General features: G+C 27.0%; 19 protein-coding genes. 8 read left to right on the forward strand and 11 right to left on the reverse strand.

Annotation, left to right across the window (positions count from 1 at the left end; translation table 11 throughout):
* Positions 1 to 100: 100 nt before the first annotated feature.
* A complete protein-coding gene (locus IQC44_RS02085; protein ID WP_198304549.1) occupies positions 101 to 1639 on the reverse strand; it encodes a ShlB/FhaC/HecB family hemolysin secretion/activation protein in 1539 nt (512 codons plus the stop codon).
* Positions 1640 to 1784: 145 nt separating this feature from the next.
* Between IQC44_RS02085 and IQC44_RS02090 the strand changes: the two genes are divergently transcribed.
* The 8 genes from IQC44_RS02090 (at position 1785) to mqnE (ending at position 7447) form a co-directional block, all read left to right on the forward strand.
* On the forward strand, positions 1785 to 2531 hold the full coding sequence (locus IQC44_RS02090) for an OmpA family protein (RefSeq protein WP_198304550.1): 747 nt from the start codon (positions 1785 to 1787) through the stop codon (positions 2529 to 2531).
* 20 nt (positions 2532 to 2551) lie between these two features.
* On the forward strand, positions 2552 to 3556 hold the full coding sequence (locus IQC44_RS02095; protein WP_198304551.1) for an SAM-dependent methyltransferase: 1005 nt from the start codon (positions 2552 to 2554) through the stop codon (positions 3554 to 3556).
* A gap of 44 nt (positions 3557 to 3600) precedes the next feature.
* A complete protein-coding gene (gene thiS, locus IQC44_RS02100; protein ID WP_198304552.1) occupies positions 3601 to 3801 on the forward strand; it encodes a sulfur carrier protein ThiS in 201 nt (66 codons plus the stop codon).
* A gap of 5 nt (positions 3802 to 3806) precedes the next feature.
* The gene (locus tag IQC44_RS02105) at positions 3807 to 4139 is read left to right on the forward strand and encodes a YraN family protein (RefSeq protein WP_198304553.1); all 333 of its coding nucleotides are present in this window, start codon (positions 3807 to 3809) and stop codon (positions 4137 to 4139) included.
* 185 nt (positions 4140 to 4324) lie between these two features.
* Positions 4325 to 5428: an aminotransferase class I/II-fold pyridoxal phosphate-dependent enzyme gene (locus IQC44_RS02110; RefSeq protein WP_198304554.1), complete on the forward strand. Its 1104-nt coding sequence runs from the start codon at positions 4325 to 4327 to the stop codon at positions 5426 to 5428.
* Positions 5415 to 6068, forward strand: a complete 654-nt coding sequence (locus IQC44_RS02115) for a carbonic anhydrase (protein ID WP_198304555.1) — start codon at positions 5415 to 5417, stop codon at positions 6066 to 6068. Before IQC44_RS02110 ends, IQC44_RS02115 begins: the two co-directional genes overlap by 14 nt.
* Positions 6058 to 6375, forward strand: coding sequence for a hypothetical protein (locus IQC44_RS02120; protein WP_198304556.1), 318 nt, complete (start codon positions 6058 to 6060; stop codon positions 6373 to 6375). The genes IQC44_RS02115 and IQC44_RS02120 overlap by 11 nt, the downstream gene beginning before the upstream one ends.
* A 10-nt stretch (positions 6376 to 6385) precedes the next feature.
* The gene (mqnE, locus tag IQC44_RS02125; protein WP_198304557.1) at positions 6386 to 7447 is read left to right on the forward strand and encodes an aminofutalosine synthase MqnE; all 1062 of its coding nucleotides are present in this window, start codon (positions 6386 to 6388) and stop codon (positions 7445 to 7447) included.
* Between the two features lie 21 nt (positions 7448 to 7468).
* Here the strand turns inward: mqnE and IQC44_RS02130 are convergent, their stop codons facing one another.
* The 10 genes from IQC44_RS02130 to IQC44_RS02175 all read right to left on the reverse strand — a co-directional run bounded on the left by IQC44_RS02130 (position 7469) and on the right by IQC44_RS02175 (position 14268).
* Positions 7469 to 7738 carry a hypothetical protein gene (locus tag IQC44_RS02130; RefSeq protein WP_198304558.1) on the reverse strand — a complete coding sequence of 90 codons (270 nt, stop codon included), beginning with the start codon at positions 7736 to 7738 and terminating at the stop codon, positions 7469 to 7471.
* Complete coding sequence (gene fliS, locus IQC44_RS02135; RefSeq protein ID WP_198304559.1) at positions 7714 to 8070, reverse strand: flagellar export chaperone FliS; 357 nt, start codon at positions 8068 to 8070, stop codon at positions 7714 to 7716. Before fliS ends, IQC44_RS02130 begins: the two co-directional genes overlap by 25 nt.
* A gap of 85 nt (positions 8071 to 8155) precedes the next feature.
* Entirely contained in the window at positions 8156 to 9469 is a 1314-nt protein-coding gene (gene fliD, locus IQC44_RS02140; protein WP_198304560.1) for a flagellar filament capping protein FliD, read from the reverse strand.
* A 20-nt stretch (positions 9470 to 9489) separates the two neighbouring features.
* Positions 9490 to 11385 carry a flagellar hook-associated protein FlgK gene (locus tag IQC44_RS02145; RefSeq protein WP_198304561.1) on the reverse strand — a complete coding sequence of 632 codons (1896 nt, stop codon included), beginning with the start codon at positions 11383 to 11385 and terminating at the stop codon, positions 9490 to 9492.
* Positions 11386 to 11440: 55 nt separating this feature from the next.
* On the reverse strand, positions 11441 to 12148 hold the full coding sequence (locus tag IQC44_RS02150) for a flagellar basal body L-ring protein FlgH (RefSeq protein WP_198304562.1): 708 nt from the start codon (positions 12146 to 12148) through the stop codon (positions 11441 to 11443).
* Positions 12138 to 12566 carry a hypothetical protein gene (locus IQC44_RS02155; protein ID WP_198304563.1) on the reverse strand — a complete coding sequence of 143 codons (429 nt, stop codon included), beginning with the start codon at positions 12564 to 12566 and terminating at the stop codon, positions 12138 to 12140. Before IQC44_RS02155 ends, IQC44_RS02150 begins: the two co-directional genes overlap by 11 nt.
* Positions 12566 to 13096, reverse strand: a complete 531-nt coding sequence (locus IQC44_RS02160; RefSeq protein WP_198304564.1) for a flagellar basal body-associated FliL family protein — start codon at positions 13094 to 13096, stop codon at positions 12566 to 12568. The genes IQC44_RS02155 and IQC44_RS02160 overlap by 1 nt, the downstream gene beginning before the upstream one ends.
* 12 nt (positions 13097 to 13108) lie before the next feature.
* A complete protein-coding gene (locus tag IQC44_RS02165) occupies positions 13109 to 13591 on the reverse strand; it encodes a MotE family protein (RefSeq protein WP_198304565.1) in 483 nt (160 codons plus the stop codon).
* Between the two features lie 10 nt (positions 13592 to 13601).
* The gene (locus IQC44_RS02170; RefSeq protein WP_198304566.1) at positions 13602 to 14006 is read right to left on the reverse strand and encodes a hypothetical protein; all 405 of its coding nucleotides are present in this window, start codon (positions 14004 to 14006) and stop codon (positions 13602 to 13604) included.
* A 1-nt stretch (position 14007) separates the two neighbouring features.
* A complete protein-coding gene (locus IQC44_RS02175) occupies positions 14008 to 14268 on the reverse strand; it encodes a flagellar biosynthetic protein FliQ (protein ID WP_198304567.1) in 261 nt (86 codons plus the stop codon).
* Position 14269: the final 1 nt, after the last annotated feature.

A 14269-nucleotide genomic window follows, 5' to 3' on the forward strand; every position in this document is an offset into this window, starting at 1 on the left:
ATTACATCAAGGATTAGCTAAAAAAAGAAAGATAAAACTTATAGATGAATATCTAAGTAACTATAATAAAAAATGATAATTTAGCAACCCATTTTTTTCATTAAGCCAAATTTTTTAAATAGATTCTTGACCCAAATACAAAGCCGTATAACTCTCCACCTAAACTATAAATATTGTTTGAAACATATCCATAATCTAATCCTAAATATGGAGAAATGATTAAACTATCTATTTGATACATTTGTGAAAGTTCGTTTCTTGTATAAAAGCCTTTATTCCCATACAAGCCCTCATCGTTAAATCCTCTAACACTATAAACCCCACCCATACTAATCTCTTCCGTTCCAAATAAATTGTTGTTTGAGTATTGACCTCTTAGATAAAAATTATATTTTAGATTATTTGCTGTATTAAAATATTTGTTAAATCCTAAATCAAATAGATATTTTGTAAAGTAAATATCTTGTTTAGAAATATCATCTTTATTTCCAGACAATCCTTTTTTTACCATTAATTTACTATAGTAATCAAAGGTATCTGATTTATAATTATGTTTAAAACCTGCACTCAAAGATGAAATATTGTAACTTTGTAAGTCAAGTTTTACATCATTTAAATAGTTTTTTGTGTATTTGTTTTCATAATTTAATAGTAACTCTATACTATGTTTATAAGAGTGAAAAAGTTTATATGAGCTATCTATACCAAATGAGTAATTATTTCCATTTGATTGATAATTTGAGGAGAAATTATCTTTGTTTATCTGTTTATAGTTTGAGTAGTTATAGTAAATATCAAATAAAAATCTATCAACAGGAAAAGAGTAATTTATAGAAGTTCCAAGTGTTTTATCATTTGTTTTAAGTGCATGATTTGTAGAGTTTAAATTTAGGCTAAAAATATCACTTATGCCAAAAAGATTTTCATAGTTTAAGTTGCTATATATTTGGTATTTCCCTGTTTTGTCTTGACCAAAATTATTTATTCCAATATTTCCAAAAAGTTTATTTTCTAAGCTATGATTAAATATTTTTACTTCAGTATATCCTTCTTTCTGGCTTGGAATTAATTGTAAATCCAATTTTTGAGATTGTAATCTTTCTGCTTGTTTTACAATAGTTTCTAAATCTCTTAGATTTAAAACTTTATCTTTATGATTTATAAATAGATTTGAAATATTTATATTTTCACTCTCTATTTTTTCTATTTTTCCTTCAAGAATATATATATTTAGTTTTTTGGTTGTTAAATCCTCGGCTTTAAAATATGCTCTACTCGTAACATAGCCTTTATCTATATATTTATTTGAAATTTTATCTCTTAAATTTGATAAGTTCTTTATCCCATTACACTTATTTAAATAAGGTTTTATTAAATCTTTAAAATCACTATTTTTAAAAATAGTAGAACCTAAAATATTTATTTTATTAATTTCTATACAGTTTTCTTCTTTTTTATCTTGATCAATTTTAATTAGTTCATTGTCAAAATTTAAACTATTTTTTTGTTGCTCATCAACTACTCTTTGCTCAAAAGCCTTTTTTTCCTCTAAATCTTTAATTTGTCTATTTATAATATCACTACTATTTTGTGCAAAAGAAGAGCTAAAAATAAAGATTAATAAAAGTATATATTTCATATGTTCCCAATTGTTAATTTAATAATTTTGAATATTACTAAATAATTTATTATAATTTATTTAATTATTATAAATATGTTGAGTTTTTATACAATTATTCCACTATGTGTATGCTAAAATCACAAAAATAACAAAAAGGCTTATTATGAAAATATTAAATTTTAAAACAATTATTAGTATAGCACTTGCAGGAACACTATTTACAGGTTGTGCAACAGGTTCTGGAAATCAAAGTGGGCAAAATGAGGGCGGTTTTTTTAGTGATAACAAAGGTGCAATTATTGGAACAACAATTGGTGCAGTTGCTGGGACAATATTAGGAAATAATATTGGTAGTGGAAGTAAATCAAGAAACAAAGTAATAGGTGGAGTTGCAGGAGCTGCTATTGGTGGAGCGATTGGATATAGTATTGATAAACAGGCAAAAGAAGTAGCTGAAAGTTTAAATACAGATGTAAATAATAATCCAAATGCACAAATGGATCCAAATCAAGATTTAATAGTTTCAAATACTGATAAATATGTAAAAATAATGTTTAGAGATGATATGATGTTTGAAACAAACTCTGCAAATCCAACATCTAGTGCAAGTCAAAAAATCACAAAGATAAATAGTGTATTAAAAAACTATCCAAATACTTTGGTTCAAGTTGTAGGGCATACTGATAATGCAGGAAAACATGCTTATAATCAAACTTTATCAGAAAAAAGAGCAAGTAATGTAGGAAATATTATATATGGAAATGGTGCAACAAATCAGATATTTTCAAGAGGTTGTTCTTTTGATAAACCAGTTGTTGTAAATAGTTCAAAAGAGAATATGGCACTAAATAGAAGAGTTGAAGTTTATTTATATCCAAATCAAGAGTCGGTTATTGATGTTTGTAAATAAGCTTTTGCTAAAATCTTAGAATGATAAGATTTAGCGAATATTTTAACTCTTGGCTATATGAAAAAGATGGCTACTACACAAACTACAAAAACATAGGTAAAGATGGAGATTTCTTTACCTCTGTTAGTGTTTCACAATTTTTTGGTGGAGCAATTGCTAAAAAAATTATTTCAACAATTGAAGATGATTTTTTAGATAAGAACTCTACAATTTTAGAAATAGGTGCTGAAAAAGGCTATTTACTAGCTGATATTATTCAATTTATTTATACTTTAAAACCAGAATTACTTCAAACACTAAATTTTGCAATTTTAGAAAAATATGAGAATTTAAGAGATATTCAAAAAAAATATCTTTTTGACTCTTTTGGAGACTCTATAAATTTCAGACATTATGAAGATATTGAAGATATAAAACTTGATAGTGCTTTTATTGTTTCAAATGAAATTTTTGACTCTTTTTCTTGTGATTTGGTATTTACAAAAGATGAGATTTTGCATCAAGCTTTTGTAGAAAATCATAAAGTAGAATTTTTACCTTGTAAAGATGAGAAGATTTTAGAGCATTGCGAAAAATATGGAATTAAAAATGGAGAAATATCGCTTTCATATTTTGATTTTATAACAAAGCTTTGTAAAAATATAAAAACTTTTGAATTTGTTACATTTGATTATGGAGATAAATATTTTCGAGATGATTTTAGTTTAAGAATTTATCAAAATCATTTGGTTTTTCCTTTTTTTGAAGAGAATTTAGACTTAAAAGAGTTGTATAAAAAATCTGATATTACTTATGATGTACATTTTGATTATATAATTGATTGTTTTAGAGAAAATTTTGTAGATGATTTTTTGTTTCAAACTCAAGCAAAAGCCTTGATTGATTTTGGAATTTTGGATTTATTAGAGATTTTAAAAAGTAAAATAGATGAAAAAAATTATCAAATAGAGCTACAAAAGGTAAAGAAATTGATAAATCCAAGTCAATTGGGCGAAAGATTTAAGTGCTTAAGCATAAGAAAATAGCCCAAAAAGTATAATCATTTTTATTAAAAATATAAAGGAATTTTGTGAAAATTACTGTAAATGGTGAAATAATGAATTTTAAAGATAACTCAACACTTTTAGAGATAATAAAAGAGCTGAAAATTGAAGATAAAGTAATGGCAGCAGCTATTAATATGGATATTGTAAAAAAAGATATTTGGAATACTTATGAGCCAAAAGAGAATGATGTTTTAGAGCTTCTAAATTTTGTTGGTGGCGGGTAAATAGTATGAGTAGAGAAAAGGGAAATTTTGCTGAGAAAAGAGCAATTTCCTTTTTGGAAGATTTAGGTTTTCAAATAGTGGAGACAAATTTCTATGCAAAAAAATTAGGAGAGATTGATATTATTGCAAAAAAAGATGAGGTTTATCGTTTTTGCGAAGTAAAATCTGGTTTGGATTATGAAAGTGCAATTTCAAATTTGACTCCTAAAAAATTATCAAAAATTAAGAGAAGTGTAGAGTATTATTTACAAATAAAATCTCTGAATACTGCTTTTTGTATAGATGCTATTGTTGTAAGTGATGAAAATATTGAATTAATAGAAAATATTACAATGTGACCTAAGGGTGAAGGTCGCAAAAAAACACCCTTAGTGACTTGTATACTTGTTTTTGTAGTACAAAAGAATTATAATTTATCTTAATAGCAAAAAACTAGCATTTTATGTAAAATATTATAATTTTTGTAATTAACCTATTTAACATCACATTTTGGCTATTATAATTTATTATTTATGGAGAAATTTTGTACGAAAAAGAGCTAGAAGCAATAAAAAAAGCAAACCGTTTTAGAAATAGAGTGGTTTTTGATAAAAATTTACTTGACCTTGCATCAAATGATTATTTGGGTTTGGCTCAAAATAAAAAACTTTTTGAAAAGGCTTATAAAAGAGTTTTAAAAAATCACTATTTTTCACCAAAAGCCTCAATGTTAGTAAATGGTTACTCAAAAATTCATCAAAAATTTGAAAATTTACTTTGCAAAGCAAATGGCTTTGAAAAAGCTATTATTGTTGGAAGTGGATTTTTAGCAAATATCTCTTTGATTGAAAGTTTGGTGCGAAAAAATGATACTCTTTTTATTGATGAAGAGTATCATGCAAGTGGAATTTTGGCTTCAAAATTACTTGATTCTAAACAAGTAATAACTTTTTCTCATAATGATGAAAAAGATTTGGAAAATAAGCTTTTATCTTGTCAAAATAGTGGACGAAAGGTTATAGCAATAGAGGGTGTTTACTCTATGAATGGAAATATTGCAAAAAAAGAGATATTTGATATAGCAAACAAATACAATGCTCTTTTAGTTGTTGATGAAGCCCATAGTTCTGGTGTAATTGGAGAAAATCTTTTAGGAATTTATGATTATTATAATATAAAAATAGAAGATAATCATATAAAAATGGGAACTTTAGGAAAAGCTTATGGCTCTTACGGAGCTTATATTTTGGCATCAAAAAATATAATAGAATTTTTACAAAATAGGGCAAAACCAATAATCTACTCAACCGCTCCATCGCTATTTGATACAGCTTTAGGATATGAAAGTTTAAAATATATTCTAAATAATAAAAAAGCTTTAAAACAAAAAATTAAACAAAATTTAAATATAATCCAAAGCTATTTAGGAATAAATTCAAAATCACTAATTATTCCAATACTAGTAAATGATAATAAAAAGGTCTTAAAGATACAAAAAATCTTAAAAGAAAATGGCTTCTTAGTTGGTGCAATAAGACAACCAACGGTTAAAAAAGCGATTATTAGGCTTATAGCTAAGGTTGATATAAAACCTTATGAGTTGAAAAAAGCTTGTGATTTAATAAAGGATTTAAATGCAAATAAATGATTTGATAAAAGGCAATAAAAAGTTTAGAGAAGCTAGATTTACAAAGTATGAGACAGATTTAAAACAACTTTCACAAGATGGGCAAAACCCAGATATTCTTTTTATTGGTTGTAGCGATAGTAGGGTTACACCAGAGCTTGTTCTTGATACAAAACCAGGAGATATGTTTACTCTTAGAAATGTTGGAAATTTTGTACCACCATATAATCCAGACAATGATTATCACGGAAGTAGTGCGGTTATTGAATATGCTGTAAATGTACTTAATGTAAAGCATATTATTGTTTGTGGGCATTCACACTGTGGAGCTTGTAGAAGTCTATATAAAGATTTAGGTGATAGCCCCGAGCTTATAAATATTAAAAAATGGTTGGAACTTGGAAAAAAAGCAAAAGAGTACACACTTTTGGCAACACAAAATAAAGAAGATAAAGAGCAAATTTATCAAACAACTGAAAAAGTATCAATAGTTTATCAAATGGAAAATTTACTTACTTTTCCGTATATTGTAAAAAGAATTAAAGAAGGTTCGCTTCAAATTCATGGGTGGTATTATAGAATAGAAAATGGAGCAATTGAGTTTTATGATGGAGCTGATTGTACATTTAAACCAATAGAAGAGTTTAGAAATGAGTTATGAAACTAGAAAATTACCTAAAAAAACTGTAATTACAATATCAATTTTAATTTTTTTAGGAATAGTTGTATATTTTTTTATAGAAACTATGAAAAATGAAAAATTTAAAGAAGTTTTAGCAGATTTAGGACATAAAGATATAAAAAATTTAAAAGTAATAAATAGAATAAATGTTGAAGATGTTGTAACTAAAAATAAAAGTTATGTCTATAAACTAGCTTTTTATGATAACAGTTTAAATAAAGAGTGTGTTGGTTTTGTTTACCGAGCAAAAGATAAAACTTATACAGAAGATTTAGATTGTAAATAATGGGGATATAATGACTTTAATTGAGAAATTAGAAAATAATATAAGATTAGATTATGAAGATGGAGTTAAACTTTTTGATTTAGATGTTATAACTTTGGGATATTATGCAAATAAAATAAGAGAAGAGAAACATCAAAAAAAAACATATTTTAATATAAATAGACATATAAATCCTACAAATATCTGTAAAGATGTTTGCCAGTTTTGTGCATATAGTGCAAGTAGAAAAAATCCAAATCAATATACTTTAAGTCATGAAGAGATTTTAGAAACTGTAAAAAACTCATCTAAAAATGGAATAAAAGAGGTGCATATAGTTTCAGCTCACAATCCTCATACAGGATTAGAGTGGTATATGGATATTTTTAGAAAAATTAAAAAAGAGTATCCAAATATTCATATAAAAGCTTTAACTGCTGCTGAAATTCACTTTTTAAGCACACAATATAACCTAAGCTATGAAGATATTATAAATACTATGTGTGAAAGTGGTGTTGATTCAATGCCAGGTGGTGGAGCTGAGATTTTTGATGAAAAGGTGCGAAAAAGAATTTGCGGTGGAAAAGTAACTTCAGAGCAATGGTTGGAAATTCACAAACTTTGGCATGAAAAAGGAAGAAAAAGTAATGCTACTATGCTTTTTGGACATATTGAAACAAGAGAACACAGAGTTGATCATATTTTAAGACTTAGAAATCTACAAGATATAACAGGTGGATTTAATGCCTTTATTCCTTTGGTTTTTCAAACTGAAAATAACTACTTAAAAGTAAAAGAGCCTGTAACTGCAAATGAAATCTTAAAGACTTACGCAGTTGCTAGAATTTTACTTGATAATATTCCAAATATAAAAGCATATTGGGCAACTTCAACTGTAAAATTAGCACTTATCGCTCAAGAATTTGGGGCAAATGATGTAGATGGAACTATTGAAAAAGAGTCAATTCAAAGTGCTGCTGGAGCAAAAAGTAGACATGGAATAGCACAAAATGAGTTTGTTGATTTGATAAAAAATTCTGGTTTTATTCCAGTTGAGAGAGATAGTATTTATAATGAATTAAAAGTTTGGTAAAAATATTATATTTTTACCAAATTAATTTCTTAAAAATCTTTTCATTTTTTTAAGATTTTGTAACTCATTATTTGTATATTCTTTGTGAGTTTTTAGGAAATTTAGATTTTTATAAAATAGTTCTTCAAGTTGTTTTAAATCACTTAACTCTAAATCAAAATCTTCAATCTTGAAATTATCTAAATAATCCTTACACCAAACAACTAAAGCATCAGCTTTTTCAAAAGAGTCAAGCGAATCAATATAATTTAATTCGCCTAAAGCTTTTATAGACCAGTTTCGTCTTTCCATGCGTCTATTAATCCTTGTGTAACTTTCATAACTTGATTAACCGCATTGATATTATCATCAATTCCAGCAGCAAATAGAGTTTCAATTTGGTATAGATACAAACCATCTAAATAGTAAGCAACTTCTCCACCATCAAAATCAAGAACATTTCTTAACTCATCAAAAATAGCAATTGTTTTATTTATATATGTGAATTTTTGTTCAACATTATTGTCATCCATTGCATTTTTAACAAAAGAGAGATATTTTATAACACCTTCATATAATTTTAAAACTAAAACATAAGGATCATCAGAAACCGCTATTTGCTGATTGTATGCTTCAATACCCATAAACTTTTCTCCTAGAATAATTTTGTGATTTAGTATATAATAATTTTTCTTAAATAGGAAATGAATTTAATCATTTCCTATTTTATTAGTTATTACTTGCAGTTGATTGTTGAATCATCATTTTTAAACCATTAAAAGAAGCTTCCATTTGGTTTATAATTGCTCCATAAGATGCAAATTGTAAAGACATTTGTTGATATCTCAAATCAAGAGCTTTTTCAGCTGCTTCTTTATCTTTTTTCAATGTATTCTCTCTTGAAAGCATATTTAAATCATAATCAAGAAGTGTTTTTTTAACACCTGAAATTGATATAGCTTCATCTAAAACTGTCGCAATACCTGGTTTTTCAGCAACTCCAACGAATAGGTTTTGTAAACCTTGTTTATCTGTTTTTACTGCTTTTTCAAATGTTGCTGAATCAAATTTTAAATCACCACTTGTTTCATTAAAAGAGAAACCATAACTAAAAATAGTTTGATCACCATTTCCTGTGCCAAAAAGATTATTTTTTAATTTACTCATAATATCTCTTAAAGCACTTTTATCAGCAACACTTGAATCTGTACCATAAAGCTCTTTATCAATAGTAGCATTTAACTCATTGTAAGCTTTTGCAAAAGCTTCCATTTGAGTTTTTAATTGACTATTGTCTTCTTCAATATTTATAGTTGAAGTTCCAACTTTTGTTGCAGAAATTTTTAAACCATCAACTACCATAGTATTTGATGAACTTTGATAATCTACACCATCAAGTTTCATTTTCATATCTTTTGCTTCTAAAACATTATCAAACCCTAGTGTACTTCCAGAAATAGTTACTTTATTTGCTTCTCCTGTATTATCACTTTTTATTGATAATCTAAAACCACCACTTCCAATATCAGCCAAAGAAGCTGTAACCCCTGGTACTTCTTTATTTATCTCTTTTACAAGTTCCTCATAAGTAAAATCTGCTGTATCAAAATCTTTACCATTTATAGTTAAAATACCTTTATCTATTTTTGTATCTTTTAAAGAGCTATCAATAGCAGCTCCACTTGTTTGCCAAACATCTTTTTGTGCTAATTGAGTAATTTCAACATTTGTAAACCCAGCTTTTAAAGCATTTACATCTTCTGCATCAAATACAACGGCATCACCTGAAGTTGTAGCTGATTTACTATTAAAAGCATTTGTTCCTGTTGTTTGGTTTAAACTAAAAACTTTTACAGCTGCTAAAAGGTCATCAACTTTTGAGCCTATATTGTTCATAACTTCTCTCTCAGAAGTAAACTTTTCTAATTTTGCTTCTATTGGATCAACTGATGCTTTTTTATCTGCTGCTTTTAATTTTTCAATTAAGTCATTATTTAGTGTTGATGCTTGTCCTGAACCTAATCCTAAAACTGCATTTGCCATATTGTTCTCCTTAAATTAAATTATCTTCTCATACCTAAAATTGTTTGAATCATCTCATTTATAGCTGTTATTATTTGTGCATTTGCTGTAAATGCAGCTTGAAACTTCATAAGATTTAACATCTCATCATCTGAATCAACTTTTACAAGATTGTTATAAGTATTTTCAAGTGAGTTATAAATCGCTTCTTGTGTTTCTTGTAAAAAATCATTACTCTCTTTATCAGCAGAAACAGCAACTCTTATATCTCTAAAAAAGTCATTTAAAGAAGCTGTATTTTTGCTAGTTGAGTCTTGACCTTTTCCATCATAAGTTAAATCTATTTTCCATTGAATTGTTGCTAAATAATCTAGTTCACTTTGAGTTATAGTGTTTACAACTTTTGCATTAAACTCTAAAGTTTTTACACTACTTCCAGTAAATAATCCTAAGCTATTAATTATTTCACTATCATAATTATCACTAGCAGCACTTCCATAAATATATTCATCTTGCCCAATTTTGATATATTCATTTGAAATATCTCCAAAAGTCATAGCAAAAGCATCCAATTTATCTAAGTATTGTTGATATTTATTATTTGGAGAACTCGTGCTTAAATTTTCCATTTGAGCTTTCATAATTCCACTACTTACATTTATTTCTCTCTCATAAATAGCAATTCCTATATCACTTTGAGGCTCTTTACTCTCTACCTCATTTTTATAAATAGACTCTCTAACATTACCAGTAGTTTCAAGTATTCCAGCTGTATCTCTTTTTTCTATACTAAATCTTGCATCAAAGCTATTTTCAACACCAGGTAAATTTGATTCTAGTCTAAGATAGTTATCTTGGCTATTATTTGTAATTTTATTTCCATTCGCATCAAGAGAATAATCACCATTATAAGCTGTAACAACATCTTTTAGATTTGCATCGCTGTTTATTTTATAGGTCATAACTCTTGTAAGATTATTTATATCTACTGTTACTGATTGAAGACCTGCACCATCTCCTAAATCAGCCATAAGAGTCTCACCCATAGTTACTGATACTGAGTGCTGATTGTTTAACTTAAATGTTATAATATCACCAGCATCAATATTTTTTGACGAATAATCATCATTGTATTTTAAAGAATCATATATTGTAAATGTATTATTTGCATGATATTCTATATGATTAAACTTATCAATTTGATTTGTTTTTACCTCAATTGCATTTATTGGTTGAACATTTGTATTATTACTAATAACAGTTTGATTACCAATTTTTAACTCATAAAAATCACTATCTCTATTTACACTTATATCAACATATTGAGATAATTCAAGCTCTAATAAATCTCTTTTATCAAGTAAATCATTTGTTGCTGTTCCAAATTTTTGAATTTTATCATTTACTTTTGCAATATCACCCAGAAGGTTATTTACTCTCTCGATATTTGCATTGAACTCTACTTTTTCATATTTCTGTTGATCTTGTATTGTTGTATATTTATTTTGTAAAGAATCAACTAAAATTTGACCATTTCTTTTTAGCTCATTTTTATATATTTCTGAACTAGGGTTTGTTCTTAGATTTTCTAGTGATTGATAATATCTATTTAAATCAGCTGAAAAACCACTTTCTGCTGTCTCTTTAAAAACAGATTCAACTCCACCAATAAGATTTGACATTTTTGTATAGTAGTTGTTTTTTGAACTTTCACTAATCATTTTGTCATACATATATTGAGATGTAACTCTAGTAACACCATCAAAATATACTCCTCGACCAGTCATAATTCCATTTACTTGACCAATCTCACTAAGACCTACAACTCTTTTTTTATAGCCAGTTGTATTTGCATTAGCTTGATTATTACCAATGCTGTCAATAGCATATTTAGAAGCATTAAGACCCGTTTGTGAAACACTTAATGTACCTAGCATCTCAACTCCTTTTCATAACATATAAAATTATATAACTACATTTCTTAAAATTAGTTTAAAATGGCCATATCTTTCTTAATAGCCTTGTTCCCCAAGGAGTATCTAAAATATCAGCTTCAGCCCCATCTTTTTCATATAGTATTTTTAAATCAGCCATTTGTGAAGAGTTTATAGCATTGTCAGATGTTATATCATAAGGTCTTATAATTCCACTAATAATAATTGTCTGTTTTTGTGCATCAAGTAAAACTTCTTTTTTACCTTTGATAAAGTAGTTTCCATTTTGATAAGTCTCTTCAATAATAGCTGAAATTGTTGTTTGGAATTTTTCAGATACTTGAGTTTTTACCTTTCCTTTATCTGAAGTTGAACTTTGAGTATTAAAACTAACACCCAAATTTTTATTTAAAGTTTTTGTTGTACTTCCAACAATTCCACCTAATTCATCTCCTCCAATTGAGGCAAAAGCCCCTCCACCTAAGTTATTGTCTCTATTACTTGTTAATTCTCTTTTACTATCGGTTTTTGATGTTAAATCTTCATTGATTATTATTTGAATAATATCACCCATTTGTAAATCTTTTTTATCAGCAAATAGTGATGTTCCTTGAACTGAATATAAAGAGCCTTTATTCTTTCTAGGCTCTGGTTGTTGTTTTGGAGTTTGAATTTCAGGTTTTTCAAACTCTAAAGTTGGTTTTGATAAAGAGCTACAAGCTGTAAAAATAAAAGCTAAAAGAGCCAAAAGAATACTATTTTTCATATAAACTACTTTTTAAAATAAAATTAATATCAACAGCAATAACAGTTTCATTTAGTGTTTTTTTCACCATAGCCATTGCACCATATCTTACAAATAGAGCTTCAAGATTTGCATTTGGTTCGCATACTATTACTATTTTATTATCAATAATCTTTACCGTTCTTATATGCTCTTGACCAACAAGCTCAACTGCTTTTTCAACTTCTACTAAAATAGCTTTTTCAATATCTATTTTATCTTGCTCTTTTTTATTGGCTTCGATTGTTAATATCTCTTGTTTTTCATTTGCAAGTTTTATTTTTTCTTGATTTGTTTGGTATTTTGAATAGCTAAAAAATAGAATTATTGCTACAAAAATAGCACCAAGTACTACTTTTATAAGGTTTGTGTTTTTGTTTCTTTTAACTGCTACTATCATTATTTAATAACAAAGGTTGTAAATAAAATTGTTTTTACACTATCTCTTGCTACTTTTTTATCAGCAGGAATAGAGTTTAAAACACCATTTATATCATTTACAAGTTCATCTTTTAGAAGATTTTTCCCTCCAACAGTCAAAAGCTCTTCAGAACTTCTAGCTCCAATTTGTGATATTACAACATCAATAATTTCAGCTTTATAATTTTCTACAACAGCTGCAATAGTAGGGTCTGTACTTTTTATAGAAAAAGAGAGTTTCATAAGTTTTTCTCTTCCTCTTGAATCAGTAAGATTTAAAACAAGCTCATTTATATCAGCTTTGAAATTACCAGCTTCAGCTGAAGGTGCAGCTGCTTGTTGCTCAACTTGCCCCTGATTTTGGTTATTGCTTAAGTTTGAAGTTTGATTGTAAAGAAAGTAAAAACCTCCAGCAACTGCAATAATTAATATAAATATTAATGCAATTAAAACTATCATTAAGCCTTTCCCACTACTTTGGCTTTTTACTTCTGCATTATCTTCTGCCATATCTATCCTTTTTTACTTATTTCTATTTTTATAATCTTCTAGTAAATGTGTAATAATAGAAGAGTGTGAAATATCCATAAATTTCAGTATTTGTGTTACATTGTTCTCTTTTAATCTTAAGATTATAGCAAAAACATCATCAATTTTACCCTCACTAATCATATTATCAAAAATCTCTGCGGCATTTTTTGCTTTCATTGCATTATAAATTTTTGCAATTTTACTATCAACTTCTAACTTTATCTCTTTTAAAACCTCTTCATTTCTATCGTGAAGTGTTTTTATCTCATTTTTCTCTTTTTCGATTTGAGCTAAAATATCTTCTAGTTCTTTTTTGTTTTCTTGATACTCTTTTTCTTTCTCTTCATAAAAGTTATTTAGCTCTTTTTTTAGTTCTAAAACTTCTAATTTTTGTCTAGTAAGAGAGCTACTTGTCTCTTGAGCATTTAAAAAAATAACAAAAAAAATGGCAAAAATAATAATTATTTTATTCAAAAAACTTCCTTTATCTTCTTATATATTTACTTTGAATAAACTCTTCAGTTGTCTCTTGTTCAAGTTTTAAAGCCATAGCTCTTGCTTCAATTTTTTGCTCTTCTAATATATATTTAAATTGTTCAGCTTGTTTTTGTAGCTCTACAATTTCATTTACTATATTTTTAAGCTCTTCAGCTAATTTCATTTTCTCTCTTTCTAACTTTTTTATATGCAATTTCATTGTATCTTTGTGCATAGTTAGGATTACAAAATCAGAAATTGCTCCATTTTTTTGTACAGTCGCACTTGTTATACTGTTTTTTGTAAGTAAAATTTCTGCTTCTATTTGCTCTATTCTTGAATCAATTTGTGATTTTACTATTAGCATTTGGTCTGTTTGATTTTTTTTAAGGTTATATAATTTATTTATCAAACTATTCACCAAAAATTAAAATATTGTTCCATAAATCAGTTGCATAAGTACCTATATGTTCTCCAACCCAAGGAAGTGTTATTAAAATGAATATAGAAACGATTATCATTTTTGGAACGAAGCTTAAAGATGCATCATTTACTTGAGTTACTGCTGAAAATATAGATATCACAAGTCCTATAATCATACTTACTATAAGTGATGGTAATCCTAAAATTAAGATTATTTTTACAGTACTTTGAGCGATACCAATTAAATCCATA

It is taken from the genome of Arcobacter vandammei, assembly GCF_016106035.1.
GTDB lineage: Bacteria > Campylobacterota > Campylobacteria > Campylobacterales > Arcobacteraceae > Aliarcobacter > Aliarcobacter vandammei.